The organism is Massilia cellulosiltytica (genome assembly GCF_047325105.1).
GTDB lineage: Bacteria > Pseudomonadota > Gammaproteobacteria > Burkholderiales > Burkholderiaceae_D > Telluria > Telluria orientalis.
In genome coordinates this window covers 4,801,308-4,827,623 of record NZ_CP168562.1, presented here as the reverse complement: position 1 = coordinate 4,827,623, position 26,316 = coordinate 4,801,308, and the positions used below count along the sequence as shown (strand labels likewise).

At 65.4% G+C, this 26,316-nt stretch carries 31 protein-coding genes and 1 pseudogene; 16 read left to right on the top strand and 16 right to left on the bottom strand.

Annotated features, from left to right (window positions below; genetic code table 11):
- Together ACEN9H_RS21065 and ACEN9H_RS21060 are read right to left on the bottom strand one after the other, a co-directional pair.
- A pseudogene (locus ACEN9H_RS21065) lies at positions 1-283 on the bottom strand (sulfate transporter subunit); the annotation flags it as partial.
- 105 nt (positions 284-388) lie between these two features.
- On the bottom strand, positions 389-601 hold the full coding sequence (locus tag ACEN9H_RS21060; RefSeq protein WP_160408475.1) for a hypothetical protein: 213 nt from the start codon (positions 599-601) through the stop codon (positions 389-391).
- Positions 602-765: 164 nt separating this feature from the next.
- Between ACEN9H_RS21060 and ACEN9H_RS21055 the strand changes: the two genes are divergently transcribed.
- The 3 genes from ACEN9H_RS21055 to ACEN9H_RS21045 are packed head-to-tail and all read left to right on the top strand — an operon-like array spanning position 766 to position 3,294.
- A complete protein-coding gene (locus ACEN9H_RS21055) occupies positions 766-1,530 on the top strand; it encodes a phosphatase PAP2 family protein (protein ID WP_413671951.1) in 765 nt (254 codons plus the stop codon).
- A complete protein-coding gene (locus ACEN9H_RS21050; RefSeq protein ID WP_413671950.1) occupies positions 1,527-2,441 on the top strand; it encodes a diacylglycerol/lipid kinase family protein in 915 nt (304 codons plus the stop codon). Before ACEN9H_RS21055 ends, ACEN9H_RS21050 begins: the two co-directional genes overlap by 4 nt.
- Before the next feature lie 16 nt (positions 2,442-2,457).
- Positions 2,458-3,294, top strand: a complete 837-nt coding sequence (locus ACEN9H_RS21045) for a metallophosphoesterase family protein (RefSeq protein WP_056127435.1) — start codon at positions 2,458-2,460, stop codon at positions 3,292-3,294.
- A gap of 136 nt (positions 3,295-3,430) precedes the next feature.
- On the opposite strand, the gene cls is transcribed toward ACEN9H_RS21045, so the two are convergent.
- Positions 3,431-4,834, bottom strand: a complete 1,404-nt coding sequence (gene cls / locus ACEN9H_RS21040) for a cardiolipin synthase (protein ID WP_413671949.1) — start codon at positions 4,832-4,834, stop codon at positions 3,431-3,433.
- A complete protein-coding gene (locus ACEN9H_RS21035) occupies positions 4,831-6,951 on the bottom strand; it encodes a site-specific recombinase (RefSeq protein ID WP_413671948.1) in 2,121 nt (706 codons plus the stop codon). Before ACEN9H_RS21035 ends, cls begins: the two co-directional genes overlap by 4 nt.
- 124 nt (positions 6,952-7,075) lie before the next feature.
- On the opposite strand from ACEN9H_RS21035, the gene ACEN9H_RS21030 reads away from it, so the two are divergent.
- Positions 7,076-7,912, top strand: a complete 837-nt coding sequence (locus tag ACEN9H_RS21030) for a branched-chain amino acid aminotransferase (protein WP_371770006.1) — start codon at positions 7,076-7,078, stop codon at positions 7,910-7,912.
- A gap of 310 nt (positions 7,913-8,222) precedes the next feature.
- On the opposite strand, the gene ACEN9H_RS21025 is transcribed toward ACEN9H_RS21030, so the two are convergent.
- The 6 genes from ACEN9H_RS21025 to ACEN9H_RS21000 all read right to left on the bottom strand — a co-directional run bounded on the left by ACEN9H_RS21025 (position 8,223) and on the right by ACEN9H_RS21000 (position 11,797).
- Positions 8,223-8,783, bottom strand: a complete 561-nt coding sequence (locus ACEN9H_RS21025; protein ID WP_371770005.1) for a DUF3617 domain-containing protein — start codon at positions 8,781-8,783, stop codon at positions 8,223-8,225.
- Between the two features lie 32 nt (positions 8,784-8,815).
- A complete protein-coding gene (locus ACEN9H_RS21020; RefSeq protein WP_413671947.1) occupies positions 8,816-9,412 on the bottom strand; it encodes an NUDIX domain-containing protein in 597 nt (198 codons plus the stop codon).
- Between the two features lie 72 nt (positions 9,413-9,484).
- Positions 9,485-10,153 (bottom strand): OmpA family protein, encoded by a 669-nt coding sequence (locus tag ACEN9H_RS21015; RefSeq protein WP_200949080.1) that lies wholly within the window; start codon positions 10,151-10,153, stop codon positions 9,485-9,487.
- Positions 10,154-10,283: 130 nt separating this feature from the next.
- A complete protein-coding gene (locus tag ACEN9H_RS21010) occupies positions 10,284-10,430 on the bottom strand; it encodes a lmo0937 family membrane protein (RefSeq protein WP_105378160.1) in 147 nt (48 codons plus the stop codon).
- 87 nt (positions 10,431-10,517) lie between these two features.
- On the bottom strand, positions 10,518-10,748 hold the full coding sequence (locus ACEN9H_RS21005) for a hypothetical protein (protein ID WP_056127455.1): 231 nt from the start codon (positions 10,746-10,748) through the stop codon (positions 10,518-10,520).
- A 215-nt stretch (positions 10,749-10,963) separates the two neighbouring features.
- On the bottom strand, positions 10,964-11,797 hold the full coding sequence (locus ACEN9H_RS21000) for a glycine zipper 2TM domain-containing protein (RefSeq protein ID WP_413671946.1): 834 nt from the start codon (positions 11,795-11,797) through the stop codon (positions 10,964-10,966).
- Between the two features lie 225 nt (positions 11,798-12,022).
- Between ACEN9H_RS21000 and ACEN9H_RS20995 the strand changes: the two genes are divergently transcribed.
- Complete coding sequence (locus ACEN9H_RS20995; RefSeq protein WP_056128388.1) at positions 12,023-12,754, top strand: Crp/Fnr family transcriptional regulator; 732 nt, start codon at positions 12,023-12,025, stop codon at positions 12,752-12,754.
- Positions 12,755-12,819: 65 nt separating this feature from the next.
- Here the strand turns inward: ACEN9H_RS20995 and ACEN9H_RS20990 are convergent, their stop codons facing one another.
- From ACEN9H_RS20990 to ACEN9H_RS20980, 3 genes are all read right to left on the bottom strand, one after another.
- Entirely contained in the window at positions 12,820-13,041 is a 222-nt protein-coding gene (locus ACEN9H_RS20990) for a glycine zipper 2TM domain-containing protein (protein ID WP_036237051.1), read from the bottom strand.
- Positions 13,042-13,069: 28 nt separating this feature from the next.
- Positions 13,070-13,402 carry a BON domain-containing protein gene (locus tag ACEN9H_RS20985; RefSeq protein ID WP_056127461.1) on the bottom strand — a complete coding sequence of 111 codons (333 nt, stop codon included), beginning with the start codon at positions 13,400-13,402 and terminating at the stop codon, positions 13,070-13,072.
- Positions 13,403-13,527: 125 nt separating this feature from the next.
- Positions 13,528-15,588, bottom strand: coding sequence for an AsmA family protein (locus ACEN9H_RS20980; protein WP_413671945.1), 2,061 nt, complete (start codon positions 15,586-15,588; stop codon positions 13,528-13,530).
- Between the two features lie 185 nt (positions 15,589-15,773).
- Between ACEN9H_RS20980 and ACEN9H_RS20975 the strand changes: the two genes are divergently transcribed.
- The 6 genes from ACEN9H_RS20975 to ACEN9H_RS20950 are packed head-to-tail and all read left to right on the top strand — an operon-like array spanning position 15,774 to position 18,857.
- Positions 15,774-16,169, top strand: coding sequence for a DUF4398 domain-containing protein (locus ACEN9H_RS20975; protein WP_056127468.1), 396 nt, complete (start codon positions 15,774-15,776; stop codon positions 16,167-16,169).
- Between the two features lie 40 nt (positions 16,170-16,209).
- Entirely contained in the window at positions 16,210-17,127 is a 918-nt protein-coding gene (locus ACEN9H_RS20970; RefSeq protein ID WP_371762989.1) for an OmpA family protein, read from the top strand.
- Between the two features lie 31 nt (positions 17,128-17,158).
- Positions 17,159-17,695 (top strand): ferritin-like domain-containing protein, encoded by a 537-nt coding sequence (locus ACEN9H_RS20965; RefSeq protein WP_056127476.1) that lies wholly within the window; start codon positions 17,159-17,161, stop codon positions 17,693-17,695.
- Positions 17,696-17,732: 37 nt separating this feature from the next.
- Positions 17,733-18,071, top strand: a complete 339-nt coding sequence (locus ACEN9H_RS20960; protein ID WP_082577703.1) for a DUF883 family protein — start codon at positions 17,733-17,735, stop codon at positions 18,069-18,071.
- A gap of 18 nt (positions 18,072-18,089) precedes the next feature.
- Positions 18,090-18,476, top strand: coding sequence for a phage holin family protein (locus ACEN9H_RS20955; RefSeq protein ID WP_056127481.1), 387 nt, complete (start codon positions 18,090-18,092; stop codon positions 18,474-18,476).
- A gap of 15 nt (positions 18,477-18,491) precedes the next feature.
- Complete coding sequence (locus ACEN9H_RS20950) at positions 18,492-18,857, top strand: hypothetical protein (protein WP_371769999.1); 366 nt, start codon at positions 18,492-18,494, stop codon at positions 18,855-18,857.
- A gap of 164 nt (positions 18,858-19,021) precedes the next feature.
- Here ACEN9H_RS20950 and ACEN9H_RS20945 read toward each other — a convergent pair whose 3' ends face one another.
- Positions 19,022-19,498 carry a glycine zipper 2TM domain-containing protein gene (locus ACEN9H_RS20945; RefSeq protein ID WP_056127486.1) on the bottom strand — a complete coding sequence of 159 codons (477 nt, stop codon included), beginning with the start codon at positions 19,496-19,498 and terminating at the stop codon, positions 19,022-19,024.
- Positions 19,499-19,704: 206 nt separating this feature from the next.
- Between ACEN9H_RS20945 and ACEN9H_RS20940 the strand changes: the two genes are divergently transcribed.
- From ACEN9H_RS20940 to ACEN9H_RS20930, 3 genes are all read left to right on the top strand, one after another.
- A complete protein-coding gene (locus ACEN9H_RS20940) occupies positions 19,705-20,253 on the top strand; it encodes a hypothetical protein (protein WP_056127489.1) in 549 nt (182 codons plus the stop codon).
- A gap of 138 nt (positions 20,254-20,391) precedes the next feature.
- Positions 20,392-20,706, top strand: a complete 315-nt coding sequence (locus ACEN9H_RS20935; RefSeq protein ID WP_056127494.1) for a BON domain-containing protein — start codon at positions 20,392-20,394, stop codon at positions 20,704-20,706.
- Between the two features lie 128 nt (positions 20,707-20,834).
- The gene (locus ACEN9H_RS20930; protein WP_413671944.1) at positions 20,835-22,112 is read left to right on the top strand and encodes an AI-2E family transporter; all 1,278 of its coding nucleotides are present in this window, start codon (positions 20,835-20,837) and stop codon (positions 22,110-22,112) included.
- A 37-nt stretch (positions 22,113-22,149) separates the two neighbouring features.
- On the opposite strand, the gene ACEN9H_RS20925 is transcribed toward ACEN9H_RS20930, so the two are convergent.
- Together ACEN9H_RS20925 and ACEN9H_RS20920 are read right to left on the bottom strand one after the other, a co-directional pair.
- Entirely contained in the window at positions 22,150-23,070 is a 921-nt protein-coding gene (locus ACEN9H_RS20925) for a YihY/virulence factor BrkB family protein (protein ID WP_371769996.1), read from the bottom strand.
- Between the two features lie 91 nt (positions 23,071-23,161).
- Positions 23,162-24,211 carry an OmpA family protein gene (locus ACEN9H_RS20920; RefSeq protein ID WP_056127499.1) on the bottom strand — a complete coding sequence of 350 codons (1,050 nt, stop codon included), beginning with the start codon at positions 24,209-24,211 and terminating at the stop codon, positions 23,162-23,164.
- A gap of 550 nt (positions 24,212-24,761) precedes the next feature.
- On the opposite strand from ACEN9H_RS20920, the gene ACEN9H_RS20915 reads away from it, so the two are divergent.
- Together ACEN9H_RS20915 and ACEN9H_RS20910 are read left to right on the top strand one after the other, a co-directional pair.
- Positions 24,762-25,376 carry a winged helix-turn-helix domain-containing protein gene (locus ACEN9H_RS20915; RefSeq protein WP_056127502.1) on the top strand — a complete coding sequence of 205 codons (615 nt, stop codon included), beginning with the start codon at positions 24,762-24,764 and terminating at the stop codon, positions 25,374-25,376.
- 167 nt (positions 25,377-25,543) lie between these two features.
- Entirely contained in the window at positions 25,544-26,302 is a 759-nt protein-coding gene (locus ACEN9H_RS20910; RefSeq protein WP_371762984.1) for a glutathione peroxidase, read from the top strand.
- Positions 26,303-26,316: the final 14 nt, after the last annotated feature.

Here is a 26,316-nt window from a genome sequence, read left to right as displayed (position 1 = left end):
CAGTCGCTGCTGCCAGTTGTGCGCGATAAGGCCGCGTTCGCTGATAGCATCGATACCGTACGCGAGGGCGAGCGGGACGACGTCGGCCAGCAGTCCGTCGATCACGGGCCGGAGCCGCCATGCGACTGCCTGGCCGTCACGTTGTCGCCCGTCCCGACCTTTACTGGCGCGCGCACGCGGCATTGAGGTCCGGGTACAGTTCGGACGTCGGGTCGCAGGGCACGTTCGGCAGGGTGACATCCGCTGCCTGGGCGCCGTGTGAACCCGGCAAAACGGCCGCGATCTTTTATTGAACATCGTTTTCTTTCGGTGAGTGTTTGTCAGCAGCGCCGTAGGGCAGGCGCCTGCCAGCGAAAGAAAACGAGTAAACACGATGATGCTTATGAATTCAATGCGCTTTGGACAGAATCAGCAGCCAACGGCGCAGCAGCAGCACTTCCACGTGGCCCGGCTCGACGCCGGTATCGCACTCGATGATCGGGTTGACCGGGTAGAAGCGCTTGCGGAAGTCGCGCGTTACCAGGATCTCGCGGCGACCAAGGCGCACGAGGAAAGGCGTCGGAGCATATTCAAGGCCGAAAGAGCTGTTCAGAGTCGACATGACGTTCCCTTTATCGAGTTAGGTTGCGTTAGCGTTGGCAAGTTGTCTTGCTCGAGTAGGCACAGAATAGCACAACTACTGTATAAATCTACAGGTACTGTACAAAAAAACAGTTGTTGCATTTTTGTGTGGTTTTTCCGCCAACACGCCCCATCTGGAGCGGTATGCTGAACACCGCGCCATCACGTTTGCGCCGCTTCATCGCCGCGCGCCTGTCGCCCGAAGGGCAGATGGGCCTGCACCTCACCGTCGGCCTCGCGCTGCTGGTGCTGGCGGCGTGGATCTTCGGCGAGATCGCCGAGGACGTCGTCACCGGCGACACCATCACGCTCGTCGACATCCAGCTCGCGCACTGGTTCCACGAGCGCGCCACACAAGGCTTCACGCGCGCCATGCTGGTCGTCACGCACTGGAACGGCATCGTCGGATCGAGCATCATGGCCGCGCTGCTGGCGCTGTGGTTCTGGCGCCGCCATGCGCATTACTGGCTGATCGTCTGCCTCGTCGCCGTGCCGGGCGGCATGCTGCTGAACGTCGCGCTGAAGCACGTGTTCCGGCGCACCCGCCCCAGCTTCGACGACCCGCTGCTGAGCCTGATGACGTACAGCTTCCCCAGCGGGCACACGGCGGCGGCCACCGTGTTCTACGGCCTGCTCGCGTGCTACGTCGTGCGCCGGGTGCGGACGTGGCGTGTGCGCGCGCTGGTCACGCTCGGCGCCGTCCTGATGGTGATGCTCGTCGCGCTGTCGCGCATGTACCTGGGCGTGCACTACCTGTCCGACGTGCTGGCCGCGGTGGCGGAGGGGGCGGCCTGGCTCGCGATCTGCATCACGGCCGTGTCGACCCTGCACCGGCGCCGGCTGGCGCGGGGGCAAACGTCGTGGAGCGAGCGCGCGCATCGCGCCGCTGCGGCGGAGGACCTGCAATGAAGCCCGTGACCGTGATCGTCAACGCGGGCGCCGGCACCGGCCACGACGAGGCCGCGTGCGATGCGCTGAGAACGCAACTAACCGACGCAGGCCTGGACGCCGAGCTCGTGCGGGCAGATGGCGGCGACCAGATGATCGGTGCGGCGCGGCGCGCGCTGGAGCAGGGCGCACGCCTGGTCGCGGCCGGCGGCGGCGACGGCACGATCAATGCCGTGGCCTCCGTGATGGTCGATTCCGGCGTGCCGTTCGGCGTGCTGCCGCTGGGCACGCTCAACCACTTCGCCAAGGACCTGGGCATTCCGCTCGACCTCGGCGCGGCCGTGCGCAACCTCGCGACGGGGCGGCCCGTGCAAGTCGACGTGGGCGAGGTCAACGGCCGCATCTTCCTGAACAATTCCAGCCTCGGCCTGTATCCGGACATCGTGCGCGACCGCGAAAAACAGCAGCGCCGCCTCGGCCGCGGCAAGTGGACGGCCGCCGCCTGGGCCGCGTTCGCGGCGCTGCGCCGCTATCCGTTCCTGTCGATGCGCCTGACCGTCAACGGCGAGCGTCTGGCGCGGCGCACGCCGTTCGTCTTCATCGGCAACAACGCCTACACGATGCAGGGCCTGGCGATCGGCGAGCGGGCGCGTCTCGACGAAGGCGTGCTGAGCCTGTACGTGGCCCAGCGTCCCACGCGCCTGGGCCTGCTGCGCTTCGCGTGCGACGCGCTGCTCGGCCGCCTCGGCCAGGAGCGCGACTTCGACGTGCTGACGGCGCCCGAGTTCGACATCGACACGCACCGCCATCATCTGCTCGTGGCGACCGATGGCGAAGTGACGGAGATGCACCCGCCGTTACGCTACCGGATGCGGCCTGGCGCACTGACGGTGCTCGTGCCGGCGGTAGAGAATGGCGCCAATCAACCATAACGGAAAGGGGAACCCCATGCGCTCACTCGTCCACCTGTCCGACCTGCACTTCGGCCGCGTCGACGCCATGCTGCTCGACCCGCTGCGCGAACTGGTCCACAAGCTGGCGCCGGACGTCGTCGTCGTTTCCGGCGACCTGACGCAGCGCGCCAAGAGCGAGCAGTTCGAGGAAGCGAAGGCCTGGCTCGATACGTTGCCGGGCCCGCAGATCATCGTGCCGGGCAACCACGACATTTCGCTGTACAACGTGTTCCGCCGGTTCCTGCTGCCGCTCGACCGCTACAAGCGCTACATCACGGACGACCTCGACCCCGTCTACATCGACGACGAGATCGCGGTGCTGGGCGTGAACACGGCGCGTTCGCTCACGTTCAAGGACGGCCGCGTCAACAAGGAACAGGTGGAAAAGATCCGCGCGACCCTGTCCGGACTGCCGAAGGAGGTCACGCGCGTCGTCGTCACGCACCACCCGTTCGACCTGCCGAAGGGCGCCGAAGAGGATGACCTCGTCGACCGCGCGCACATGGCGATGGACGTGTTCGCGGAACTGGGCATCGACCTGTTGATGGCGGGCCACCTGCACATGAGCCATGCGGGCAACACGCAGGCGCGCTACAAGATCAGCGAGTACGCCGCGCTCGTCGTGCAGGCCGGCACGGCGACCTCCACGCGCGGGCGGGGCGAAGTGAACTCGTTCAACGTGATCCGCATCGAGCCCCAGCGTATCGAAGTCGATCGCTATGGCTGGGACAGCGTGCACAACCAGTTCCAGCTGCTGAACACGGAGAAGTTCATGCGCAGCGGGAACGTCTGGACGGAAGTGCCGGATGGGATGATGGCGGCTGGAATTTAATTCGCTGTCATTCCCGCGCAGGCGGGAATCCATGCTGACTTACAGAAGCCGGCTTGTTGGAAAAGTCCATTGTATTTCCAAGGCCCGGCTTCGCAATCTCAGTATGGGTCCCCGCCTTCGCGGGGACGACGGTTCATCAGATCCAGTACTCGCCCAGCCGCGCCATCCATTCCTTGAGCCGGTCGGACCACGGCCGGTGCCGCCAGCGCGAAAGCAGGACTTCCTTCGAGTCCCTCAAATCCTCGTTGAACGCGCTTTCCATCGCCGCACCGAACGCCGGGTCGATGACGACCACGTTCAGTTCGTAGTTGTGGATGAAGCTGCGCCGGTCGATGTTGGCGGAGCCGATCGTCGACCAGGCGCCGTCGATCACGGCCGTCTTGGCGTGCAGCACCGCGATTTGCAGCTCGAAGATGCGCACGCCACCGGCCAGCAACGGGTCGTAGAAGCCCTGGCCGGCGTAGCGGATCAGGCTGTGGTCCGACACGCCCGGCAGCACGAGCCGCACGTCCACGCCGCGTTTCGCCGCGGCGATGAGCGCGTCGACGATCTGCTGGTCCGGCACGAAATACGCCGACGTGATGTGGATCGATTTCTTCGCCTCGCTGATCGCGACCACGAGCGCCTTGTAGATGTCCGATTCGTGGTCGGGGTCGGACGCGAGCACGCGGACGATCTTGTCGCCGACGGGCGTCAGCGTCGGGAAATACTCGGCCTGCGGCAGCTCGCCGCCTTCCTGCTGCACCCACAGGTTCACGAACGACCACTGCAGCGGCGCGACGGCCGGGCCTTCGATCTTGACGTGGGTGTCGCGCCAGCCGACCTTGTCGCCGTCGACCTGGTCCGGTTTCTGGCGCGAGCGGAACAGCGAGCTGTTCGCATACGTGCTGCTGATGTTGATGCCGCCCGTGAACGCGACCTTGCCATCGACGACCATCAGCTTGCGGTGGTTGCGGTTGTTCAGCTCCCACTTGCCGCGCGCCTTGGCCGGGTTGACCGGATTGAAGACCAGCACGCGGATGCCGGCCTGGCGCATGCGGTCGAAAAAGGCGGCCGGCGTCGCGAGTGCGCCGACGGCGTCGACCATCACGTTCACGGCCACGCCCTGGCGCTGCTTCTCGATCAGGAGGTCGGCGAATTCGATCCCGACCTGGTCCTGGTCGAAGATATAGGTTTCGAGATTGATGGAACTGGTGGCGACGCGCGCCGCGGCCATCATTTCTCGCATCGTCGCGGGGCCGTCGAACAGCAGCATGACCTTGTTGCCGGCGATGAGGGGCACGCCCGTCGCCTGTTCTTCCAGCGCCGCCAGCGCCTTCAGGTTGCCGCTCGCATTCGCCCAGCGCCGCGCGGCAAGGGCGGACGCCTGCTTCGGCGCCAGGGTGCCCTTGGTCGTCGCGATCGTGGGCACGGCCTTCGCGGGCGCTTCCGGTTCGACATCCGGCAGCGACTTGCACGCGACGACGCCGCAACTGAGGCACAGGGCCAGCAGCCAGGCGAATGGGGAACAGTAACGTGCAAAGCGCTGTCGGAATTTCATTTGAAACCTCTCGGGTTGGCAACCACGGCCTCGTCGAGGTCGCGCGGTCCGATGAAGAAGTCGAGCGGCGCCGCCCGCAGGCGGCGGCCCAGTGCGCGCAGCAGGCGAAAACCGTGGCGGAAGCGCACCTTGCGCGCCCGCAGCGCCACCCACAGCGCGAGGCCGAAGCTCACCAGCAGGTTCACCATGCCGATGAGGGCGATGCCGAGGAACGTGATGGCGATCGTTTCCGGATCGAGCTGCTCGCCGAGCCCGACGAAGCCGATGGCGAAGTTGGCGGACGAAAACGTCACGTGGCGCACGTCGAGCGGCAGGCCGAGCAGGTAGCCGACGGTGCCCGTGATCCCCATCAGCACGCCGAACACGAAGTTGCCCATCAGGCCGCCCAGGTTGTCCTCGACATAGCGGGCGAAGCGGGCGCGCCGTTCCTCGCCGAGCAGCCGGCGCAGCCAGCGCAGTTGCTGCACACGCAGGCCCATGCGCGTGTACATGGCCTTGTTGTCGTAGTAGCCGGACACGAGCCCCGACACGAACAGCCACACGCCCGCGATCGCCGCATGCAGCAGCGCGAGCGAATGCCATGGGTGGCTGTCCGCGATCAGGTGCTCGGCCTTGACGGCATTCACGAGGTGCGTGCCGAAGATCCAGTACCAGGCGAGGGCGATGGCCCACGCGACCGGAATCACGGTTGCGAGGTTGCCCAGCACCGCGACGATCTGCGTACGGAACACCTTGTTCACGAGGGCCGCCATGCTGTCGACGTCGACCTGGCGCCTGCTCGACCCTCTCTGCGCCGTGTCGTGCAGGGCGGCGGCGATGCGCGCGGCCGTCATCGCCGGCTGCTTGGTCGCGATGGTGAAATGCAGCACGTGCACGAGCATGAAGCCGGCCGCGTAGTTGAGGCTGTAGAGCAGGGCTTCGATCAGCGGGGCGCGGTGCTGGTACGAGATCAGGATCTTGATGAGCGCCATGAAGGCGATGATGATGCCGGCCCCGGCCGACGACGCGAACATGCCGCGCAGGTCCGCGCGCCGTTCGGCGATGTAGTGCTCGCCCGTGCGGCTCGCGTTTTCCGTCACGTTGCGCGCCAGCAGGTCGATGTTGTCGCGCAGCAGGCCGCGCACCTCGTACTTCGTGTTGTGCGCTTCCGCGAGTTCCTGGGCGAGGTCGACGGCCGCCGCGCGCCGGAGGCTCGTCGGCGGCTCGGTCGGCGGCGTCGCCTCGTTCGCGAGCGTTTCCACGTCCACCGTGGGCGCGGACGGCAGTTCTCCGCTCGTGTCGACGAGGAACAGCAGCTTTCTCAGGCGGTCGATACTCTGCGTCAGCGCGACGAGCAGATAGGTCAGCGCGACGCTCGTGCCGGAGGCGAGGGCCTTGCTGCGGATCTTCAGCACGACCGCCTCGCATTGGTCGAGCATGACGAGCAGGTGGCGCGCGTCTTCCATCGTGTCGACCTCGCCGCACATCAGGCGGCCATAGTCGTCGAGGTATTTGTTCGCCTCGATGTTCTGCATGAGGAAGGGCGAATCGACTTCCTCGATTTCCATGTGCGCGTGGATCAGGCGCGGCTCCAGGCCCAATGCGCAGACGCGGCACGACAGGGTCCGGATGGCGTCCAGCAGGCCCGCCAGCACGATCCTGCGCGCGCGCGAGGACTCGGCGGATTCTTGCTCTGCGCCATCCGGCGGCGCGGCGTTCGCGACCACGTCGAACAGCTCGAGCCAATCGGCGTTCGGCACGGCGCGGATCCACTGGTAATCGTCTTCGCGGCACAGCACGCGGTCGAGCGTGTCGGACAGGTACAGATCGTCCAGCGCGGGCGGCAGGATGCGGTAGGCGATGCGTTTTTTCAGCTCCGTGAAGAAGCCGTCGTTCGACAGGATGCCGACGTCGGAATACAGGCTCGTGTGGCGGCGCGTTTCGAGCAGCCGGGTCAGGTAGCGGCGCAGCGCCCAGGCCTGGCCGGGATGCCCCTTCAGCAGCTGGGCCAAGGTGCGCACCTGGGCGCGCGCGTAGTCGTGGTCGCTGGCGCGGCGTGGGCGCAACCGGTCGACCAGGTCGACCAGCAGGTCGATGCGGTCGCTGTCCGGGTCGATGTGTTCGAGGATCGAGAGCATGGGAATATTCGCGGCTTGGAAAGGTCAGTGTATGCGTGGATACGCGGCGGCCACTGTACGGTGACGAACCGAGCAGGCGGGGCTGCGTTACACTTGATGCTTGATGTCATCACTGGGGAGCAGCATGTATCTGACTTACTATAACGGCCAATGGGCCGAAGGGAATACGCCGTTGTTCGGTGCCATGGACCACAGCGTCTGGCTGGGTTCGTCCGTCTTCGACGGCGCGCGGGCGCTGCGCGGCCATCTGCCGGACCTGCGTCCGCACCTGGAGCGCGTGATCGCATCGGCGGAGAAATTGGGCCTGGAGTGCCCACTGAACGTCGACGAGATGGAGGCGCTCGTGCGCGAAGGCGTCGCGCGCTTTCCGGCCGACGCCGAGCTGTACATCCGTCCGCTCGTGTTCGCCTCCGAAGGTTTCCTGATCCCGACGCCGGAAGCGGCCGCGTTCGCGCTGACCCTGTTCGACGCGCCGCTGCCGCCGTTCTCCGGCTTCTCGGCCTGTTTGTCGGCGCTGCGCCGTCCCGAGCCGACGATGGCGCCGACGGATGCGAAGGCGTCCGCGCTGTACGCCAACACGGCGCGCGCGCTGCGCGAAGCGAAGGCACGCGGCTTCGACAACGCCGTCCTGCTGGACGCGGCCGGCAACGTGGCCGAGTTCGCGACGTCGAACCTGTTCCTCGTCACGGCCGACGGCGACGTCGTGACGCCTGCGCTGAACGGCACCTTCCTGGCCGGCATTACCCGCGCCCGCGTGATCGGACTGCTGGGCGAGGCCGGCGTGAAAGTCGTCGAGCGCACCGTCAAGCCGGAAGAGCTGGACACGGCGCGCGAAATCTTCAACACCGGCAACTACGGCAAGGTCGCGCCGTGCACGCGCTACGAAGCGCGCGAACTGCCGGCCGGCCCGATCGCGAAGCAGGCGCGCGAGCTCTACCTTGCCTTCACGGAAACCACCTGAAAATTCGGGGTCAGAGCACTTTTTTCGTGAAATTCGGGGTCAGAGCACTTTTTGGAGCAAGGTCCGTAGAGTAAGTCTCGCACGCAAGCTGATGACCCGCGCGTGCGCTGGCAGAGGCAGTCTTGCGGATAGGGATGGTGGCGCGTAGACGGCCGCCGAGGCCAGCTTTGCGCTGGAACATTGATCCGGAATGTGCTCTGACCCCGAATTTGCAAAAGAATGGGGTCTGACCCCGAATTGGAGGAATGGTCTGACGAAAAAAAGCCAGGCGCGCGGCCTGGCTCGGAAATGCCGTTGGGGTCGATCGCGACTACTTTGCTCGCGGGATGGGGATGGGGCGGATGGTGCCGCAATCGGCCGACAGCCACTTGCCGGTGACATCCATGTCCACGGTCTGGTTGCGCCCCTGTTCTTCGCTCCGGATCTTCATGCGGGCGCGGTAGCTCGTGTCGTTGTCGGCGACCAGGTCGCCTTCGCCGCTCACCTTCGGTTTCGTGCAGGTGAACGCGATGTGGCCGCGCGTCGCCGATTGCTGCGTGAACGACTGCCTGCAATCGCCCTGCTGGACCGGAAATTCCTTGCGCTCGGCCATCTCGCGCGTCATGCACAGCTTGGTCTGCAGGGCGCCGTTCGCGCCGACGTCGAGCTGCACGCCGTTCTGCTGCATCATCGTCTGCATCTGCTGGCGCTGCTCGGGCGACATGTTGGCCATGTGCTGTTGCACGGCGGACATCGCTTGCGATATTTGCGGGTCGCTCGACGTCATCGTGTTCGACAGCGACCACAAGCCCGGTTTCAGCGTCTGGGCGCCAGCCGGGAGCGCGGCGCAGGCACACGCCAGCACGAGCGCGGATGCAATGGATTTGTTCATCGTTATTTCTTCCTTTTAAATATTGGGCGGCATCACGACGCTTCGCCATGCCGTCCCAGCACCTTGCGCTCCAGGTACATGAGCAGCAGGACGGTCTTGGCATCGACGATGTCGCCGGTCTCGACCATCGCGAGGGCGTCGTCGAAATCCAGTTCCACGATCTCGATGTCCTCGCCTTCCTCGGGATTGCCGCCGCCGGCGTCGCAGCGCCGCGCGCGATCATACTCCGCGACGAACAGGTGGATGCGTTCCGTCGTCGATCCGGGGCTGACGTACAGCTGCAGCGCGCTCTGGACGTGGTCGATGTCGTAGCCGGTCTCTTCGCGCGCTTCGGCGATGGCGCGTTCGGCGGGAGCGGCGCCGTCCAGCATGCCGGCCGCCGCTTCGAGCAGGTAGCCGTCGTGGCCCGCCAGGCGGGCGCCGAGGCGGAACTGGCGCGTCAGCACCACCGACCGGTGGGCGCGGTTGTACAGCAGCACGGCCGCGCCGTCCGCGCAGTCGTAGACTTCGCGCGACTGGACCTGCAGCTCGCCGTCCCGGCGACGCTGGGCATAGGTGACGTTCTTGAGGGGCAGATAGTGGTCCGAGAGGATCTCCTCGCGGACGATGCGCACGGTGTCGCGGGTCATGGCATCTCCTGTGGTTGGCCTTGCCCGAGGATACACCGTGCGCGTCATGGACGGGCGCGCGCGCCCGTGCGGTCAACCCTGGGCCGGTTCGCTGACGAAGATCTCGACGCGGCGGTTGCGCGCGCGGCCGGCCGGATCGTCGTTGTTGGCGATCGGTTCGCGGGCGGCGCGGCCTTCCACCGTGATGCGGGCCGGATTGATGCCGCGCGCCGTCAGGTAGTCGCGCGTGTGGGCGGCGCGGTCCAGCGACAGCGGCTGGTTGATCTGGTCGCCGCCCGTGTTGTCCGTGTGGCCGATGATGGTCACGTTGGTGGCCGGATTCTCGTTCAGCGTCTGGGCGAAGCGGTCGAGGATCGGGCGGAAGTTCGGCTTGATGTCGGAGCGGTTCGTGTCGAACGAGACGTCGCTCGGGATCTCGAGTTTCAGGCGGTTGTCGGAGGTCTGCGACACCTGCACGCCGGTACCGCGCGTGGCCTGTTCCATCTGCTGGCGCTGTTGTTCCATGTGGCGCGACCAGACGTTGCCGACGACGGCGCCCGCCGCCGCGCCCAGCACCGCGCCGCGGGTGGCCCGGCCGGAACCGCCGCCGCCCGTCGCGGCGCCGAGAATCGCGCCGAGGCCGGCGCCGACGCCGGCCCCGGTCGCAGTGCCGCGCTGGGTCTGGCTCATGTCGGCGCAGCCGGTGGCGGCCACGGCGAAGGCGGTGGCGCACAGGGTGGAACGGATCAGGGTTGTTTTCATAATGGGTCTCCTTCAAAAAAATATCCGTTTCGTAGTCGCACCCGCAGCAGTGGGCACGACCGCGAAACGGATCGGTCAGGTCCGCAGGTCACTGCGGTCCGGCACGACGCCGCGTGCCGCTATGATACCGCTATATGCCTCGACCACTGATCAGGCGCACCAGGATCATGATGACGGCGACGACCAGCAGGATGTGGATGAAACCGCCGACGGTATAGGAAGTTACCAGACCGAGCAGCCACAGAATGATGAGAATGACGGCAATTGTGTAGAGCATGATAGTGTCCTCATGGTTGACCGGCGTTGCTGTGCCGTGAATCCAGTATCGAACTAACAAGCTTGGCATTCCGTACGATGCCGTACATTACGTCGCGCTTTTTTGTTCCTTGTGCAAGCCGGGAATCCAGCCCATGAAGCCCATCAGGCCGAGAAAACCGATCAGGCAGGTCAGGAGGCCGCCCGTGATCAGGAAAAAGACGTCCTGCGCCGCCAGCTCGGCCGTCGTCGCCTGCGGTGCCGGCTCCGCGCTGGCGAGGCCGAAGCCCGTCAAAAGAAGTCCCCAGAGAATGATGCCGATCCATGCCAGACTGTTCATGTCGCGTCCTTTCGCTTGAGTGAGCTCTGCCGTACGAAGCCGATACTGCTGTGCGGAGGCAAACTCATCCGTGCGCCAACGCACATTGCGAAAAAGAAAACTTAGTGAGCGATCGTGCAAGGTGCACACGCCGCGCACCCGTCTCCAACATAGCACGCGGCTGGACAAAACAAAACCGGGGCCGAAGCCCCGGTCGACCGTCGATGCGGGTTCCCTCACGCCGAACGCAGCGATCCTTTCACGATGCGCACGCGGTCGCCCGTGCGCCACGGCGGGGCGCTGTGCTGGTGGAACGTGCGCAGCGTGCCGTCGTCGAGGCGGACACGGATCTCGTAGCTGACGTCGGCCTTCATGTTGCCTTCCACCTGGTTGCCCACGACGGCGCCGCCGACCGCGCCGGCGACCGTCGCCAGCTGCCGGCCGTGACCGCTGCCGACCTGGTTGCCCAGCAAGCCGCCGAGGATGGCGCCACCCGCCGCACCGACGCCGCTGCCCTGGGCGCGTGTCTTGATCTGGCGGATCGACTCGATGTTGCCGCAGTTGTTGCACCAGTTGCTGCCGGTGTCGTTGGATGCCAGCTTAGTCGATTGATGCGTGACCTTCGGCGCCGGGGCGCGCTCGACCGGAGCGTATTGCGGCGCCGGGGCCGGGGCGGGCGCGTAGTCGGCATCGGCGCTCGTCGATCCCCGGCTGCCGCCGTAGCCGTAGGCGGTGTCCGGTGCGGCATAGGATTGCGCGCCGGCCGGAGCGGGGTAGGCGGGCTGCACCGGCGTCTGCACCGGGTAGGCGGTTTGCGGCTGGCTCGCCAGCGGTGCGGCGGGTACCGTGGCCGGGGCCAAGGTGCCCGGCTGGCCCGGCTGTTGCAGGCCGGCCGACAGGGCCGCGCGGTCGGCGTCGCTCAACTGGCCGCGGTTGTGGCCGGTCGACGACGGCAGCCAGCCCATGATGGCCGCCGTGCCGATGGCGCAGAACAGGATGACCGCGATTGCGGCGGCGATCAGCAGCGGGTGTTGCTTTGCCCGGGCGGGCGGGGTGGGGTGCGTGTCCATGGCTTTCCTTTCCGGTGTCGGTGGGGACGAGGGCGTGGCGCGAGCCTCGAGTCCGGTACGTTTCCATTGTCCCTGGCAACAACACCCCGTTCCGTGCGTCACCGTACATACTTGCCCTGGCGCGGCCGGTACGCTGACTGTAAGTTGTCAGTAAATGTTTCCGGGCAGTGTAAATAGCCAATCTCCCAAACGTGTGAACCGATGAAGTCCAACCGCGAGGGTCCGATGAATTCAGCCGCTCCACCTGTGCTTGCCGAGCACAATGCCAACCTGCTGCTGGCCGCGCTCCCGCCGCAGGAGATGGCACGGATGCTGCCGGCGCTCGAGCAGGTCAAGGTGGACGTCGGGGCCGTGTTGTGCGAGCCGGGCGACATCATCCGTCACATCTATTTTCCGCACGATTGCCTGATCTCGCTGATGGCCGTGGCCGAAGGCCGCATGACGCTCGAGGTGGGCCTCGTGGGCCGCGAGGGCATGCTGGGCGCCACCGTCGCGCTCGGCCACGACACGACGCAGGTGCGCGCCGTCGTGCAGCGTGCCGGCAGCGCCAGCCGCATCGACGCCGGCCGCCTGCGCATCGAATTTGCCCGCAACCCGGCCCTGCAGCGCGTGCTGTACCGCTACACGGATGCGCTGCTGGCCCAGGCCATCCAGATCGCGGTGTGCAGCCGCTACCACGTGCTGGAGGCGCGTCTCGCGCGCTCGCTGCTCGTCACGCGCGATCGCCTGCAGTCCGATAAATTCCACCTGACTCACGAATTCCTCGCCCATGCGCTGGGCGTGCGCCGTGTGGGCGTCACCAAGGCCGCCAGCGCGTTGCAGCAGCAGGGGCTCATCAACTACAGCCGCGGCAATATCGAGATCCTCGATCCGGAACGTCTCGCCGCCGCTGCCTGCACCTGCTACGAGATCGTGCGCGAAGCGGGTGCCGGTGTCGGTGCGCCGGTGCTGGTCTGACCGTCGTCGATTCAAAAAGAAAATGCCCCGGCAAGCGGGGCATTTTCTGCCTGGTGCCGACGCGATCAGTGCGTGGTCTTCACCTGGTTGCCGATCACGCCGCCGACAGCTGCGCCACCGACGGTACCGACTGCGCTGCCGCCCGTCAGTGCGCCGCCGACCACGGCGCCGGCGCCGGCGCCGATGGCAGTGTTACGATCCTGCTTCGACATGCCGGCGCAGCCGGTCAGGCCCAGGGCCACGGTTGCCAGCGTTGCGGTCGCGATGATGTGCTTGATGGTCTTCATGTTGATCTCCTTAAGGTGGGTTGCATACTCACTTCAGGCGCAGCTCATTCCTGACCGATCTGACGCCCCTCACGGTGCGCGCGGCCGCGGCGGCCGCCGCCACGTCGTCCGCGGAGCTCACGAATCCGCTCAGCTTGACGACCCCCAGGTCCGTGTCGACGTCGATCTGGTTTGCCTTCAGGCTGGCATCGCCGAGGAGGGCGGCCTTCACGCCGGCCGTAATGCCGGCGTCATCGGTTTGCCCTACGACAGCCTTCGGGCTGTTCGTCGCGCATCCCGTGATCCCGTACAGGGCCAGAGCCGCCAGCAGTGCCGATGTCGATAGTGCTGCCGGGGTCCTGCCTGTACTGAATCGTTTCATGCCTTCTGCGCTTCCTCGCGATGCCGGCCTGCTGTTCGGGAACGGCGCCGGCCTTACCATGACTCCAGCATACATGTCGTTCGCATAGCGGTCTGTACGACAAATAACACTGTGTCATGTCGAACTCAACGCTTGGCGCTCTTTCCGGGCGGCGGCGCAACAGGCTTCGCACCCGCCCGGGCCAGCAGCGCGTTGCACGGGCTGTCCTTGCCCGGCCCCGTGTTGATCAACGGGAGCAGGGCGGCGGCCGGTGCCGCGACGATGGCCAGCGCGGCCGCCGCGCCGCCTTTCAGCGCCAACACTTTCTTGTCGAGCGACAGGTCCGGATTCTTGAACGTGCCGCGTACGTAGAACGGCGTGCGCAACGTGAACAGGCGCAGGCCCTTGGTCTCCGGCTTGATGCGCAGGTCCATCTGCTCGGTCGACATGTTCACCCAGCCATTGATGTCGACGATGGCTTCGTCCGTGTCGAGCACGAAGGTGCGGGTCTGCGCCACGCCATCCTTCACGCCGAGGTCGGCGGCGAGGCAGTTCAGCTTGACCTCCTTGTCGCCGAACAGTTTCGTGATGATGATGTTGCCGACGTTCAGGCCGGCCTCCTCGAGCAGCAGCTTGCTGACGACGCCCTGGCTGACGAGACCTTTCACTTCGCCGTTCGCAGCGGCCAGCATCGCGCCGACGGAATCGCCCGTCGCGGTGAGCTTCGCTTCGCCATAGATCGAGCCCACGGTCGCCTGCATCTTTTCGATTTGCGGGAACAATTCCTTGATATGGATGTCGCGCGCCTTGATATCGGCCGTCGCCTTGATCGGGCTGTTGGCGTTGCTGCCGTCGAGCTTGATGTTCGAGTTGACGTTGCCGCCGGCCATCACGAAATTCAACGGCTCCAGTGTCAGCACGCCATTGTTCATCACGACATGGCTTTGCAGCTTGCTGATCGGCAGGTCCTTGTCCTTGACGATGCGGTCGGCAGTGAAGCGCACGTCGGCGTCCAAGACCTTCCAGCGCTCCGTATGGAATTTCTCGACGGGCAGGGCCTTGTTCTCCGGCTGCACGGCCTCGACGCCCCGCGCGCGCTTGCTCGCGTTGGAATCGGCGCCGATCAGCGGGCCGAGGTCGGCAAAGCGCAGCTGGTGCGACACGACGTTGCCGGTGAGCTTGTTGCGCGGCTTGCCTGTCGCGAATTCGAGGCGGCCCGCGATGTCGGACTGGCCCACCTTGCCCTTGAACTTGTCGTACACCCAGCGGCTCTTGTTCTCGCCCAGTTCGCCCGTCAGGTGGCCGTCGGTCGAGAACGCCGGCGTCTCGGGCAGCAGCACGCCCGTGAACGGATACAGCCGCGCCATCGACGGCGCCGCCAGCGTCAGCTTCACATCGATGCCCGCGAGGTGGGCGGGGCGGGTGACCGTCCCTTCGACGGCGACGCGCGTATTGGCCGAGTGCACGTCGGCCTGGACGGGGAACGGCTCGTCCTGGTCGCGCAGCGACAGCACGGAACCCGTCTTGCCGCCGCCGCCCACGGGCGCGCCGTTGTACTCGCCGCGCAGCTTGAAGGCGATGCCATAGGTCGGGTCGTTCGCGATCGTGTCGATGTCGGCCGTGACGTCGGCCTTGGTCACGGCGTCGATCACGTGCACCGTGCCCTTGTTCAGCACGACTCGTTCGAGGTCGAGCGTCCACTTCGATTTCTTTTCCTCGCGCTTGTAGACCCAGTTGTAGTGCGTGGCGTCGATGCGCAGCAGCTCGGCCTGCGGGCCGTCGAAGCGCAGCACGGGCACGTGGATGCGGTGGCCCAGCAGCGCGAATGGATCGAGCGAGAACGAGAACTGGCGCACGCTGGCCATGTCGCGCTGGGGCAGGCCTTCCGGGTTGCCCACGTGGACGTCGTCCGCGTACAAATGCGGCCACGGGATGTAGTCGCGCCACGTGCGCTGCGCTTTCGGTATGCTTTTCGACGGCTGCTCCCAATGCACGGCGAGATTGCCGCGGATGGCGAACGGACGGTCGATCGCGTCGCTGACCTTGTCGTTGAGCCAGGGTTTGGCGCGGTTCCAGTCGAACGTGAGGACGATGATGATGGCGATGACGGGAATCGCCACCAGCACGCCGACGATGCCGAGCGTGATCTTCACCGGACGCGACATGCGCGCGCCCCGCCTGGGCTGTTGGGTAGGCTGGGTTGTCATGGCCTTCCTTCTGGTGGGATGGGTTGATCGCAGATTAACGTAAAGGTCTTTGTGTCAATGTGCGGTGCCGCACCGTAGCCCGGCCGCGGGCGGCCCGAGGGCGTGTCTATGTGCGCCAGCGAACCGATCTCGTCGGGCGTGAGGGTTATAACGTTACCAACACAATCACAATCAGGAGCCGCAAGATGGATACGAAATCGAAGAACCTGCTGATGCGGGTCGGCGCAGCCGCCGTGGTGCTTTCGCTGGCTGCCTGTGCCAGCCCGGAAAAGACCCCGGCCACGGCTGCCGTCGCGGTTTCGCACAATGCCGTCGAAAACGCCGTGTCGGCGGGCGCGCCCGAGCTGGCGCCGACGGAGATCTCGGCTGCGCGCGACAAGATGATGCGCGCCAACCAGGCCCTCGCCGCCAAGGATTACAAGACGGCGCGCGAACTCGCGATCCAGGCCCAGGCCGACGCCAAGCTGGCGCAGAGCAAGGCCAACTCGGCCAAGGCCACGGCCGCCGCCGACGCCCTCAACGAGGACCTGCGCGTGCTGCGCCAGGAAGTCGACCGCGCCAATTCCGACCAGCAGCAGTAAAGCCCAATAACAAGAACCGCAGAAAGGAAGCATCATGACAATGAATTTCCTGAAGGCCCTCGTCGTTGCCGGCACGATCGCCCTGGCCGGCTGCAGCACTGTCCCGACCACCACGCCGACCCTGGACGAGGCGCGCGCCGACTTTGTCGCGGCGAACAACAATCCGCAGGTCGCGACGTACGCGCAAATGGAATTCAAGCAGGCCGGCGAAGCGCTCGACCGCGCCAACCAGGCCGCCGCGCAGCGCGAGAGCCTGGACACGATCGACCGCCTGGCCTACATCGCCAAGCAGAAGATCGCCACCGCCCAGGAAGTCGCGAAGACGAAGTCCGCCGAGGCCGAGGTCGCGAATGCGGCCCGCGAACGCGACCGCGTCCAGCTGGAAGCCCGCACCGCCGAAGCCGACCGCGCCAAGCGCGACGCGGCCGCCGCCCAGGCCCAGGCCGCCGCCGCCCAGGCGCAGGCCCAGGACGCGCAGGCCCAGGCCGCCGCTGCCCAGCAGCAGGCCGCCCAGCAGGCCGACCGCGCAGCGCGCCTGGAAGCGCTGCTCGTCGAACTGCATGCGCAGAAGACGGAGCGCGGCATGGTCGTCACGATCGGCGACGTGCTGTTTGCCACCGACCGCGCGGAACTGAACGCGAACGGCATGGCAACCGTGAAAAAACTGGCCGAGATCATGACGCAGAACCCCGACCGCACGGTCATGGTCGAAGGATTTACCGACAGCACGGGCACCGCGGCCCATAACAAGGACCTGTCCGAGCGCCGCGCGGCGTCCGTGGCCCAGGCCCTCGTCGGCCTCGGCGTGCCGCGCGAACGCATCGGCATGCGCGGCTATGGCGAGGCATTCCCGGTCGCGTCGAACGACACGGCCGCGAACCGCCAGCTGAACCGCCGCGTGGAAATCGTGCTGTCGAACGCCGGCGCACCGATCCCGCCGCGAGCGGCACAGCGCTGATATTTAAGACCCCACTGAAAGAGGAAGATTCATGGAACAGAACGCATCCAACCTGGCGCACGGCTTCGACATCGCGGAAATCCGCCGCGCGGCCGCGAATCTCGAAGACGGCGCCGTCACCGAGGGCTACGCGGCCGACCGCGAAGCCGTCATCGGCATGCTCAACGCCGCACTGGCGACGGAACTGCTGTGCGTGCTGCGCTACAAGCGCCACTACTACACGGTCAGCGGCCCGAACACGGGCCACATCAAGGCCGAGTTCCTCGAGCATGCGCAGCAGGAGCAGGACCACGCCGACCGCATCGCCGAGCGCATCGTCCAGCTGAACGGTTCGCCGAACTTCAACCCGGCCACGCTGACCCAGCGCAGCCATGCCGAGTACGACGATTCGGAAGACGTGCAAGCCATGATCCGCGCCGACCTGATCGCCGAGCGCGTGGCGATCGAATCCTACCGCCAGATGATCCAGGCCATCGGCGACAAGGATCCGACCACCGCGATCATGCTGACCGAGATCCTGGCCACCGAGGAAGAGCACGCGGACGACATGCGTGACCTGCTGGCCTGAACCTTTACCCACCACTACCAACAACAAGGAGTACACCATGTTAGAGTCCATCCGCGCCAACGCCAACGCCACCCAACTCAACGGCGCAGCGAACAATGCTTCCGGCGACGTGAAAGCGCTCGTCAAGGACGCCCAATCGCTGCTGAGCGCCGCCGCTTCCCTCACCGGCAACAAGGCCGATGAGCTCCGCGAGCGCGGCATGGAACTGCTCGACCAGGCGCTGGGCAAGGCCGGCAAGTACCAGGATCAAGCCCTCGTCAAGAGCAAGGAACTGGCGCGCGCAACCGATGTCTACGTGAAGGACAACCCATGGCGCACCGTGGCCGTGGCGGCCGGCGTCGGCCTGCTGCTGGGTGTCATTCTGGGCCGCAAATAATTCGGGTCGGGGGCAGCCATGGATAACAATGAAACCGTCGTGCATAGCCCCGGCCTCATGGGTGGTATCACGGGCCTGGCCAAGAACCTGTTCGGGCTCGTGGTGTCGCGCGTGGAACTTGCCGCGCTTGAGCTGTCTGAAGTGCGCAATCACGTGATCGAACTCGTGGTTATCTTCGCGATGGCCGCCCTCGCCACGTGGTTCGCGCTGGCCTACGGCACCGCGACGATCGTGGCGCTGGCCTGGGAAGAAATGGGCTGGAAGATCCTGCTCGTCATGTTCGTCGTGTTCGCCGTGATCACCCTGATCCTCGTGATGAAGGGACTCTCGCTGCTCAAGCAGGGCAAGCTGGCGTTCCCCGAGACCATGAAGGAATTGCGCAACGACCGCGACATGCTGTTGTAACCGGAGGAACGAGCTATGGAAAAGACGATCGGCCATCACACGCATGGCTCCCTTGAAGAGCGCAAGCGGGCGTTGTTGCGCGACGGCGAGTTCTACCGCAGCGGCGTCGCCCACGCGCGTGCCCAGATCAAGCACGAGGCGCGCCCCGAAGTGATCTTTCATTCGGTGCTCGACCACGCGACCTGGGTGCTGCGCACCCGCGCCGATGCACTGCTCAAGCCGACCGGCACGAGCATCTCGGTCCTGGCCCCGTATGCGCTGACCGTGCTGGGTTTCATCCGCAAGCGCAATCTCGGCAAGCCGGCACTGGGCGTGGCCGCCATCCTGGGCGCGCTCGGTTGGTACTTGCAGCGCAAACGCGCGCAGCAAGTGGCATACTAAGGACAACGCGGCGCGATTCGCCACCGGATCGCGCTTTCACGAATATGGTGGGGCTTGAGCGGCGTCGCAATCTTCGATTGGACGCCGTCTTTTTATGGCTTCGCCGCATCCTTCCCATTAAAAAAGCCGGCAGAGCCGGCTTCAAAGTGCACGCGGCGCGCCGCTCAATAGCGATAGACGCGGCCGTCGACGATGCGCACGCGGTTGCCCACGCGCAGGTCATACACATTGTCCTGGACGATGGTGCGGTATTCGCCATTGTCTAGACGGATATTGACTGCGTACTGCTGTTGTCCTGCTCCCTCGCGGTTCGCTTCCACACGGTTACCGATCGCTGCGCCCGCCACGCCGCCGGCCACGGTTGCCGCCGTGCGGCCGCCCCCGCTGCCGACCTGGTTGCCGGCCAGGGCACCGACGAGGCCGCCGACGATCGCGCCGGCACCGCTCGTCCGGCCTTCACCGTTGGTCACCTGGATCGATTCGATCGTGCCGTAGCCCGTCGAAGCCGTGTTGTCGTAGCCGTTGGCGTAGCCATTGTTGTAGCCGTTGTTGGCGTAGCTGGGCTGGGACGACTGGCTGGCGCAGCCACCGAGGAGCGCACTGGCCGCGACGAGGGCGGCAAGGGTACGAGTAGCTTTCATGACTTGTTCTCCTGGCAAAGATGTGGGACCAGATTACGCAGTCATGCGTATGGGGTCTGTGCGATGACGCACTCACCTGCGGGTGCTCATCCGATGCTTTTTCATCATCTTTTTTTGTGTGTTCGTCAGCGAACAGAAGTCGTCCTTACGGCAGAGTAAAACGTCAACATCGATTGAAAAAAAAGAGTGTCAAAAGGAGAACAAGAATGCGCACACCACACATGATCCTGTTGCTGGCGGCCGCCCTGTTGTGGGCGGCAGGCCATGCCCGCGCGGCGACGCCGGAAGCTAAGCTGGCTTACCAGCAGGCACGCGACACGGCGGCGGCCGAGTACAAGAACGCACGCGCCCGCTGCGATGCCATCACGGGCAATCCGAAGGACGTCTGCGTGCTCGAAGCGAAGGCCGCGCGCGTGCGCATGGAGGAAGAAGCGCGCGCCAAGTACGAAGACACGCTGAAGGCCTATACGCGGGCACGGATGCGCATTGCCTCCGCCAACTATGACCTCGACAAGGCACGCTGCGCCGGGCTGACGGGCAACGACAAGGACGTGTGCCAGGAACAGGCCAAGGCCCGTCTCGTCGCCGCGCAGGCCGACGCGAAGGCCGACCAGAAAACGATCGAAGCGCGCAATGAAGCGCGCGAGGACAAGCTGTCCGCCGCGTACCGCGTCGCCATGGAGAAATGCGATGCGTTCGCCGGCGCCGCCAAGGATCAATGCGTCTCGGCTGCGAAGGCCGAGTTCGGCAAATGAAAGAGGTCCTTTCAAAACGGGCACGGCAAGGAGCGGCAACGACGCCATCTCCGTTTTGAAACGACCTATAAGCGGCTCGCAGCCGCACCCCGCTCATCAAGAGCACAACCCAGTACCACCACTAACAAGGAGTTCACCATGAACGCAACCAAACGCATCGCCACCGCCATCTTCACCGCCGCTGTCGCCTTCACCGTCGTCGGCTGCTCGTCGAGCCCGACCAAGGAAAGCACCGGCGAGTACATCGACGATGCTGCCATCACCGCAAAAGTGAAGGCTGCGATCTTCAACGAGCCGACCCTGAAGGCAACCGAGATCAATGTCGAGACCTACAAGGGTGACGTGCAGCTGTCGGGCTTCGTGGCCCAGCCGCAGGATGCGCAGAAGGCCGCCGACGTCGCACGCGGCGTGAAAGGTGTGTCGTCGGTCAAGAACGACATCCGCGTAAAATAAGCTGACCGGGCGGCTCGTGCGCGGGCCGGCCCGACAGTCGTTTCGATTGCCGCGCCGCGCGGCATCCGTCTTGGCAGGAGACTGCCGGCGGATGCCCGGGACCGGCTGTTTTTTTTCAGGCAGGTATCATGCAGCTCGCCCAATCCGGCTCCGCAACATCCGAGGCATCCAACCCAGTCACGCCGGTTGCCGCGGCGCCAGCGGATGTCGAACAGGCGGCGCGTGAAGCCGGCCTCGTCAACACCGATGGAGCACCGACGGGCGAAGAGCTCGGCGCTGCGCACGGCAACCTGCGCCTGCCCATTCATGTCCAGGCGCGCGGTCTCACGCTCGGCGTGATCGCCACCGTCGCGTTCGTCTTCGGCCTGCAGTGGGCCAAGAATTTCTTCGTGCCGCTGTTGCTCGGCATTTTCATCGCCTACACGCTGAGTCCCGTCGTGCGCTGGCTCGAGCGCTGGCACATCCGGCGCGCGATCGGCGCGACGCTCGTCACGGGCCTGATCCTCGTCGGCATGGCGCTCACGATGCACCGGGTGCAGGGCGAGTTCCTCAACATCGTCGACGAACTCCCGACCTTGACGCACAAGGTCACGCGCATCCTCACGGATGGGTCGGGCGGGCCGTCGACGATCCAGCAGGTCCAGGCCGCCGCGGCCGAACTCGAACAGGCCGCCGCCAACGCGGGCGGTACGAAGCGGTCGGCGCCGCCGCGGCGTACAGCGGCACCGGCCGTCGCCCAGACGCCCGGCGGCAGCAATTTCCGCATCATGGACTGGCTGCTGGCCGGTTCCGTCGGCCTGGCCAGTTTCATCTCGCAAGCCACGATGGTGGTGTTCCTCGTGTTCTTCCTGCTGCTGGCCGGGGACACGTTCAAGCGCAAGCTCGTCAAGCTGACGGGGCCGTCGCTGACGCAGAAAAAAGTGACGGTGCACATCCTCGAAGACATCAACACGTCCATCCAGAACTATATGTTCATGCTGCTCGTCACGAACGTGCTGCTGGCGCTGCTGATGTGGGTGACGCTGCGCCTCATCGGCCTGGAAAACGCGGGCGCGTGGGCGATCTTCGCCGGGGTCGCGCACATCATGCCTTACTTCGGCCCGCTGTTGATCACGTCGGCCACGGGCCTCGTCGCCTTCCTGCAGTTCGAATCGCTGCAGATGGTGATCCTCGTGGCCGGCGCATCGCTGGGGATCGCGACGCTCGTCGGCATGGTGGTCACGACCTGGATGACGGGCAAGATCGCCAAGATGAACCCGGCGGCCGTGTTCGTCAGCCTGCTGTTCTGGGGCTGGCTGTGGGGCATGTGGGGATTGCTGCTCGGCGTGCCCGTCGTCGTCGTGATCAAGGTCGTGGCCGAACGCGTGGAAGGGATGGAAGTCATCGCCGAACTGCTCGGCGAATGACGGCGCCGTCCCGTAGGGGCAACGGCGCCGCGGTGGTTCAGTGCACTGGCGACGGGCGCGCTTCCGGCGGCGGCGCACCTGGGACGTGCTTGTCCTTCAGGCTGCCCATCTGCAGCGCGTACTGGCGGGCAAATTCCGCGCCCAGGAAAAAGATCTGCGCCGAGTAATACACCCATAGCAGCAGCGCGATCAGCGAACCGGCCGCGCCGAAGCTGCTCGTCGTGCCGCTGTTGCCGATGTACAGGCCGATCGCGAACTTCCCCACGGTGAACATGATCGCGGTGCCGAGGGCGCCGATGGTCACGTCGTGCCACGACAGTTTTACGCGCGGCAGCAGCTTGTAGATCGCGCCGAACATCACGGCGATGACGAGGAAGCTGAAGGCCCAAGCCACCCAGCCCAGGATGATCGTCGCGGAATGCCACATGCCGCCCAGGTATTTCTCCAGCACGGACAATGCGGCGGACACGACCAGCGTGAACATCAGCAGCAGGCCCAGGGTCAGGATCAGGCCGAACGACAGCAGGCGGGTGCGGATGGTGTCCCACCAGGTGGCGTCCTTCGGCGGCGGGACGTCCCAGATTTCATCCAGGCTGTCCTTGAGTTCCGCGAACGCACTCGTCGCACCGATCAGCAGCAGCACCGTCGCGATGATCGTGGCCAGCTTGCCGCTTTCCTTGTTGCGGGCACCGGCCAGGATCGCCTGGATGGTTTCCGCGCCCTGGGTGCCGACGAGGCCGCGCAGCTCGTCCAGCAGCTGGCCTTGCGCGGCGTCGGTGCCGTAGAAGAAGCCGGCGATCGCGATGACGAGCACGAGGATGGGAGCCAGCGAGAACAGCGTGTAGAACGCGAGGGCGGCGCCTTTGCTCGATGCGCGGTGGCCCAGCCATTCGGTCACGGCGCAGCGCATCACATGGACGACCTGGCGGGAGAAGGGGATCCAGTTTTGTACTGCCATCAGGTAACCTCCAAAAAGACGAACGCGCCCGAAGGCGCGTTCAGGGGCCTACGCCCAGCGCTAGGCGGGGACGGGGCCCCGCGTTGTCGCGTTATTGCACGCGGCGCTCGATGGTGATCGGCTCCACTTCCACGCGGCGGTTCGGTGCCAGGCAGGCGATCAGCTCCGAACGTTTCTTCTGGTGGCAGTCGGTCACGACCGGGTTCTGCTCGCCCTTGCCGTAGGCCTTCAGGCGGTTGGCGTCGACGCCCTTGGCGATCAGGTACTCGCGCACGGCGTTGGCGCGGCGCTCCGACAGCTTCTGGTTGTACTTGGTCGAGCCCAGGCGGTCGGTGTAGCCGTTGATGTCCACGTCGGTGATCGACGGGTCGGCCTGCAGCGCGGCGGCGATGTCGTCCAGCTTCGGCTGCGGCGACGAGAGGGTGGCGCTGTCGAAGGCGAACAGTTCGCTGGCCGACAGGGTCACCTTCTCGAAACGTGCCGGCGGCGGCGGCGGCGGAGCGGCCGGTGCCGGGGCCGGTGCCTCGACGACCGGAGCCGGGGCAGGCGCCGGTGCCGGAGCCGGAGCCGGGCGCGGCGGCGGGTTGAAGGCGTAGTTCAGGCTGAACGTCGCGTACTTGGTGTTCGCGCGCGAGAAGCCGAACTCGTCGTCGTCGCGCAGGTGGGAACGCACGTCGCGCACGTCGGCCTGCAGGGACCACTGCTCGTTCATGCTGACCTGGAAGCCTACGCCGGCCTGGTAGTACGGCGACCAGCCGGACACGTTACGGATCGGATTGCTCACGTGGTCGCGTTCGCCGCCGACGCCGATCAGGAGGTACGGGCGGAACGTCTTACGCGACAGCATCAGCAGGGCATCGACGCCGACGAGGGTCTGGCGGTAGTTGACATTGTTATCGTCGACGCGCGCCTGGGTGGCGCCGATCTGGATGTCCCACAGAGGATGGACGGCCTTGCCGAACTTCAGCCCGCCGCCCCAGTCCTTCTTCGACGTCCCGAAATCATGGTCGGGCTTGATGCCGACGATCGTCGGGGCGATGTACCACGACGGATTGATGACCTCAGTGGTGTCCTGAGCCAGGGCCGTTCCGGCGGAGCACAGGATGGCGGCGGCCAGAGCGATCTTCTTCGTATTATTCACAGGTAACTCCCATAAGTTGTAAAGGTACTTGACATCGCATGGCTTGCAGTGATGTTGATGTCAAGCTTACAAGTCGGCCATTTTTCGGGTCAGTGCGCTAGCGCACCTAACAGCCGGTTGCTGTGGCGATTTTACAACGTAGCCATTTATGCCATGATTGCGGTTTGTTTCAGGATGTTACGAACTGCGCGATAACCGTCGCTTACTTCATGCAACGTCGCCCTTCGTGCATTCACGCTTCCTTTTATTACGGGATTGTCATGTCACGCGGTCAGGTCGATACCGCTTCGATTGCAAGCCGTACAGCCGGTTCCCGTTGAGCCTCACCAATTTGTCGCGCGTCAATACGCGATCGAGTTTCTCTTGCTTTTAGGGATGAATAACTTTTCAGAAATTTTTAGAAATGTTGGATGGCGCACAGACCGGGCATGGTGAGGCAGGCAATCTTGTACCCAGTTAAGCGGAACCGGCGTGTTGTCAGGTGGTCATACACGAATACGGCGGTCCGGGCCATACACAGAACATCGTCCTTTTCACGGAGTAAACCAATATGCATGCAGCGACTCACCACAATGCGGTACAAGGCGAACTCAACGCGGTGCACACTTCCACTAACTCTGCACTGATCGAACGCGTCCCACCGCAACCGACCGAGCGCGCTCCGATTTCGCTCGCGCCGATCGAGCGGGTGCGGTCGACGTCGGCTACCCAGCGCCGTATCGAAAACATGCAGAAGCTGATCGGCGAGCTGCAGACCCACGAGATGCTGGCCGACGAAATCGCATGGTTCCTCAAATTCTCGCCGTCGGGCGCCCGCAAATACATCCGCGACCTGCGCGAAGCCGGCGTCATCGAACTGGCCCGTTACATCGAAGGTACCGCCACCTACCTGGGCAAGGCCGTGTACCGCATTTCGCCGGATCCGGATCGCGTCAAGGCCTTCCTGGGCGCCATCTGCCAGCCCAAGCGCGAAGGCGCCGCCCCGCGCAAGGAGCGTCCGGGCCTGCGCGAGCAGAGCATGGCCGGCACCGGCCGCCACTTCCACATCCTTGCCGACGACACGCATTACGCGATCCGCGTCAACCGCAGCCCGGTGACCCGCGATCCGCTCGTCGCCGCACTGTTCGGCCCGCCTCCGAGCCAGGTCGCCAAAGAGCGCGTCTGAGCGCGCTGGCGTTGACGGCGGCCGCGTGACGTGCCGCCGTCAGCTGCGCCACCCCGCCGCGAGGCCGGGTGGCGCTGTTTTTTTGCAGGATTCCAATTGAAAAGGCGACAAGCGCGCTCATATGCCGGGTGCGGCACCCCGACCGCTTACCCCATCAAGGAGACTCCATGCTGCCGAGTGCCGAATCGCTGGAAGGCCAACCCGTTCCCCAGGTGACGTTCAAGGCGCGCCCCAATGACCAGTGGCGCGACATCACGACCGATGAACTGTTCAAGGGCAAGACCGCCGTCGTGTTCGCCTTGCCAGGCGCCTTCACGCCGACCTGTTCCTCGGCACACCTGCCGCGCTACAACGAGCTGGCACCCGCCTTCCGCGAGAACGGCGTCGATGAGATCGTCTGCATCTCCGTCAACGATGCCTTCGTGATGCAGTCCTGGCAGGCCGGGCAGGAGGCGGGCAACATCACCATGATCCCCGATGGCAACGGCGACTTCACGGAAGGCATGGGCCTGCTCGTCGACAAGCGCGACCTCGGCTTCGGCAAGCGGTCGTGGCGCTATTCGATGCTCGTCAAGGACGGCATCATCGCCAAGGTGTTCATCGAGCCGGACAAGGAAGGCGATCCGTTCGAAGTGTCGGACGCCGACACCATGCTGCGCTACCTCAACCCGGACGCCACGCCGCGCGAACCCGTCGTGATGTTTTCCAAACCCGGCTGCCCGTTCTGCGCCCGTGCCAAGGCCGTGCTGAAGGCGAACGGCATCGTCTTTACGGACATCCCGCAGGATGCGAAGATCACTACCAGCGTGCTGCGCGCCGTTTCCGGCGCCACCACGTGGCCGCAGGTCTTCATCGGCGGCAAGCTGATCGGCGATGCGGAGGCCGTCGCGGCGTATTTCGCGCCGCGCGCGCAAGAGGCCCAGTAACGCCGGTATCGGGA